Raw genomic sequence first — 4,263 nt, 5'->3', positions numbered from 1 at the left:
CGGTACGCGCCAGTCCCGATCTCCGCGAAGTTCCGCAGGCTCTCCGTGCCGGGCACGAAGTACCCGGTGTGCCCCTGGGCGTCGCCGGCCGCGAATACCCGCGCGCCGAAGCCCGACGCGACCGGGTCGGCGCCGTGGCCGAGGCCGCCGAGCTCCATGTTCGGGACGTCCGCGATCCAGTCGTCCTTGTCGCGGGTGGCCCACACGCGGGCCTTGGTGCCGAGGCCCGAGGCGTGCGCGGCCCGCATCCCGGGGCTGCCGGCCACCGCGATGTCGCTGACCCGTGAGGGCAGGCCGCGTGCCGCGACCCCGCAGACGACGGAGCCGTAGCTGTGGCAGTACAGGGCGACCGAGGAGCGGCCGGGCAGCCCGCGCAGCATCGCGTTGAGCCGCACCGCCCCGTCGTCCGCCCGCATCGAGGTCGCCGCGTCGACGCCGAGCCCGGCCGGGGCCGTGTAGTCGGCCCAGGCGATGACGGCGGTCCGGGCCGTCGGATCGGCCTCGCGCTCGGCCGCGTACAGCGAGCGGGCCATGCCGACGGGGGCGGAGTACTTGCGGGCGGTGCGCTGGAACGTCAGCACCGTCGTGTCGACGCCGGGCACCACGACGGAGACCCGGCGGGCCGTGTCGAGGTCGCCGAAGACCTCGGCGACCCGGCCGGTGCCCATGGGGTCGAAGGCGAGGATCTTGCGGTCGGGCCGGGCCAGCAGCGCGAAGCGTTTCATGCGCTCCTTGGCGTCGGCGTGACCGACCGCGGACAGGCGGTTGTCGTGGATGCGGCCGCGTTCGACCTCGCGCGCCTTGTCGAGCGCGATCCGGTTGGCGCGGTAGCGCAGGGAGACGGGCGCGCCGTTCATGTTGCCGACCGCGAGGGGATAGCGGTCGGCGAGCAGGCCGCGCTGGTGGGGGGTGAGCGAGGCGAAGAAGTGCGCGAGGCGGGTGGGGGAGCCGTCGGGCGCGGGCAGGGCGTGTCCGTTCAGCCGGCCGTGCTCCCAGGAGGAGAGCGCGGTCCGCAGCGGGGAGTCGGCTCCCCGGTGGTGACGCACCGCCGTCCAGCCGGTGGTCGCCAGCATGATGAACACGACGGCCAGAGCGAGCAGCGCGCGCCAGACGTTGAGTTGGGGGGAGGAGTCGAAGGAAGTCACTGCGGGACACCCTAGGAGAAGCGCGTCGCGCTCCGTGCAGCGGGTGAGGCAGATCACGTTTCCGGGGGTGTATTTGGGTAAAACCGGGCGTAGTTGCTGTCAGGGCCTCACGTTGCGTAGGGGCGCCGTGTCACGCGTCGTCACCGCGCCATCGCGCCCCGAGCGCGGGACCGAGCTGGTCGAGGCAGGACTCGGTGAGCGCCCTGATCGCCTCCACGCTCATGTCCTCGCCGGCGCCCCACAGTCGCCCGGTGAGCCGCATCACGCCGCTGAACGCGGCCACCGCCACGCGCGGCCGGGGGTCGGCGTCGACGTCGACGCCCTCGCGCTCGGCGATCACCCGCGCGACCTGCTCCTCCAGTTCGACGGAGCGGCGCAGATGCGCGGCGAGCAGGGCGGGCGTCGACTCGATCATCCGGTAGGCGCGCATGTGGAGTTCGACCGGGATGACCTCCGCGATCGAGCGGTTCAGGTCGTCCCAGGTGCCGAGGACCGTGCCGCGCAGCGCCTCCAAGGGGCCCTCGTGCGCGGGCCGTTCGCGCAGGGCGGCGACGTAGCGCGACTCCACCATCTCCTGGACGGCGAAGGCGGCCTCCTCCTTGTTCGCGAAGTAGCGGAAGAAGGTGCGCTGGGAGACCTCGCAGCGCTCGGCGATCTCGTCGACGGTCGTCCGCTCGTACCCCTGGGTCGTGTACAGCTCGAGCGCGGCTCGCAGCAGCGCGTCCCGGGTGCGCGCCTTCTTGAGTTCACGCAGGTTCAATCCGGCCGCCCTGGTCGTCTCTCCGGCTGTTCTCGCAGTTCAGCATAGTGTGAGCGACCTGACAGTTACCGACTTGTGAAATGCTTTGTCAACTGTCAGAGGCTGTCACTAGCGTGTCCCGCATGACTAGTCGGATCACCATCGACAAGGCGGACCGGATACCGGAACCCGCCGCGGCGCCGGACCCCGCACCGGCCAGGGGGCTGCGGGGGCACCCCTGGCTGACCCTGTTCGCCGTCGCGATCGGCGTCATGATGGTCGCCCTCGACGGCACCATCGTCGCCATCGCCAACCCGGTCATCCAGGACAAGCTCGACGCGAGCTTCGCCGACGTCCAGTGGATCACCAACGGCTACTTCCTCGCCCTCGCGGTCACCCTGATCACCGCGGGCAAGCTCGGCGACCGCTTCGGTCACCGGCAGACCTTCCTCATCGGCGTGGTCGGCTTCGCCGCCGCGTCCGGCGCCATCGGACTGTCCGACAGCATCGCGTTCGTCATCACGTTCCGCGTCTTCCAGGGCCTGTTCGGCGCGCTCCTCATGCCCGCCGCGCTCGGCCTGCTGCGCGCCACGTTCCCGGCCGAGAAGCTGAACATGGCGATCGGCATCTGGGGCATGGTGATCGGCGCCTCCACCGCGGGCGGCCCGATCCTCGGCGGTGTGCTCGTCGAGCACGTCAGCTGGCAGTCGGTGTTCTTCATCAACGTGCCGGTCGGCGTGATCGCCCTCGTCCTCGGCCTGTTCATCCTGCTCGACCACCGCGCGCAGAACGCGCCGCGCTCCTTCGACGTCCTCGGCATCCTGCTGCTCTCCGGCGCGATGTTCTGCCTCGTCTGGGCCCTCATCAAGGCCCCGACCTGGGGCTGGGGCGACGGCCTCACCTGGGCGTTCATCGCCGGCTCCGTGCTCTGCTTCCTGCTGTTCGCGGTGTGGGAGAACTTCGTCTCCGAGCCGCTCATCCCGCTCGGCCTGTTCCGCTCGGTGGCGCTGTCCGCCGGTGTGGTCCTGATGGTCCTCATGGCCATCGCCTTCATGGGCGGCCTGTTCTTCGTGACGTTCTACCTCCAGAACGTGCACGGGATGAGCCCGATCGACAGCGGTCTGCACCTGCTGCCGCTCACCGGCATGATGATCGTCGGCTCCCCGCTGGCCGGAGCCCTGATCACCAAGGCCGGCCCGCGCATCCCGCTCGCCGGCGGCATGGCGCTCACCGCGATCGCCATGTACGGCATGTCGACGCTGGAGCCGGGCACCGGCAGCGGCGTCATGTCCGTCTGGTTCGCCCTGCTCGGCCTGGGCCTCGCCCCGGTCATGGTCGGCGCCACCGAGGTCATCGTGGGCAACGCGCCGATGGAGCTGTCCGGTGTCGCCGGCGGACTCCAGCAGGCCGCCATGCAGATCGGCGGCAGCCTCGGCACGGCCGTCCTCGGCGCCGTCATGGCCTCCAAGGTCGACAGCGACCTGCCGGGCAACTGGGCGGCGGCCAAGCTCCCCGAACTCCCGCCCGCCCAGCTCGACCAGGTCTCCGAAGCGGTCCAGGTCGGCGTCGCCCCGGTCCCGCCGGGCACCCCGGCCCCGGTCGCCGCGCAGATCACGCAGGTCGCGCACGACACGTTCATGTCCGGGATGGGTCTGGCCTGCCTGGTGGCCGCTGCCGTCGCCGCCTTCGCGGTGCTGGTCGCGCTCCTCACCAAGCGCGGCGAGAACGCCGAGGCGGGAGCCGGCGCGGCCCACATCTGACCGCGCCCCGCGTCAAGCCCCCAGGGTTCTCCCTGGGGGCTTTCGCTTATCCGGGTGACGCACCCGGCCGGCCCCTTCCCCGAAGACGATCAAGGCCGCCAGAGTCGGCCCGGCAACTGATCGGCACACCACGGGGGTTGACCCATGCGTACATCCACGACCGCGCTCACCGTCTCCGCGCTCGCCCTGGCCGCCACGGCCCTCACCGGCGGCCCGGCCACGGCGGCGGCCCCGCCCGCGCTCGGCACCTGCGCCAAGGGCGAGCTCTGCCTCTGGTCGAAGCAGGACTTCAAGGGCGCCCGGCACGTCTACGAACTGTCCGGCACCGACATCGAGAGCTGCACCGCGCTGCCACCGGGCGTCAGCGCGTCCTCCCTCGCCAACCGCACGGGCCGCCCCGTGACCACGTACCAGTCCGCGACCTGCGCCGAGACCGGAGAGTTCCAGACCTACCCCGGCAGCGGCACGTACGAGCCCGAAAGCCCGTACCGAGTACGGGCTTTCAAAATCTGGGAGAACTGAGGTCCGTAGCTGTCTGCGGCCCCGGTGGGGGCGGGCCGCGCAGTTCCCCGCGCCCCTGAAATGCAGGCGCTACGCGCCGCATTTCCCCGATAGAGGC

The 4,263-nt window shown here is 71.5% G+C and carries 4 protein-coding genes; 2 read left to right on the top strand and 2 right to left on the bottom strand.

Going from position 1 to position 4,263, the window contains the following annotated elements; genetic code table 11:
• On the bottom strand, positions 1–1,145 hold a 1,145-nt coding region (locus ACFW9D_RS38005), incomplete at its 3' end, for an alpha/beta hydrolase (protein WP_384630020.1).
• A gap of 130 nt (positions 1,146–1,275) precedes the next feature.
• On the bottom strand, positions 1,276–1,899 hold the full coding sequence (locus tag ACFW9D_RS38000) for a TetR/AcrR family transcriptional regulator (RefSeq protein WP_188341581.1): 624 nt from the start codon (positions 1,897–1,899) through the stop codon (positions 1,276–1,278).
• A gap of 128 nt (positions 1,900–2,027) precedes the next feature.
• Between ACFW9D_RS38000 and ACFW9D_RS37995 the strand changes: the two genes are divergently transcribed.
• Positions 2,028–3,644, top strand: coding sequence for an MFS transporter (locus ACFW9D_RS37995; RefSeq protein WP_188339137.1), 1,617 nt, complete (start codon positions 2,028–2,030; stop codon positions 3,642–3,644).
• Positions 3,645–3,788: 144 nt separating this feature from the next.
• Positions 3,789–4,166, top strand: coding sequence for a peptidase inhibitor family I36 protein (locus tag ACFW9D_RS37990; RefSeq protein WP_384630018.1), 378 nt, complete (start codon positions 3,789–3,791; stop codon positions 4,164–4,166).
• Positions 4,167–4,263 lie beyond the last annotated feature (97 nt).

The sequence above is a fragment of the Streptomyces sp. NPDC059524 genome, assembly GCF_042749255.1.
GTDB classification, from domain to species: domain Bacteria; phylum Actinomycetota; class Actinomycetes; order Streptomycetales; family Streptomycetaceae; genus Streptomyces; species Streptomyces xanthii.
Note: the sequence above shows the minus strand (reverse complement) of the source record. Positions and strands in the feature narration are given on the sequence as shown.